The 330-nt window shown below is 53.0% G+C and carries 1 pseudogene; it reads left to right on the top strand.

Annotated elements, in window-relative coordinates:
- Positions 1 to 330 (top strand): annotated as a pseudogene (locus AC1M83_RS14215) (type VI secretion system tip protein VgrG); the annotation flags it as partial.

Here is a 330-nt window from a genome sequence, read left to right as displayed (position 1 = left end):
TTGATGAAGCCCAACCGATTGTACCGAGCAACAACAGCCCGATCGAAGCACAAAAGCTCCGCCTGATTGACGACAACAGCCAATACCAAGCGCTTAACCGACGCAACATCCGCTACCACCGTAGTGATGCGACAGAACAATTTGATAGCATCACCAGTTTTATCGGACAACGCAGCCTACAACCCACCGCAGTCCACCTACAACGCTGGCAAGCCACAGTCCTCGAACAAGAAGAAGGCGCAGGCTCAGTCCAAAGCAAACACCAACACAGTGACCACCAAGACAATGCCAGCCTAGGCCTCGAACAAGCATGGCACATCAGCCCTGCAT

It is taken from the genome of Acinetobacter sp. 25-47-130, from assembly GCF_056779705.1.
The sequence above is the reverse complement of the archived record's forward strand: the minus strand, read 5'-3'. Positions and strand labels throughout refer to the sequence as shown.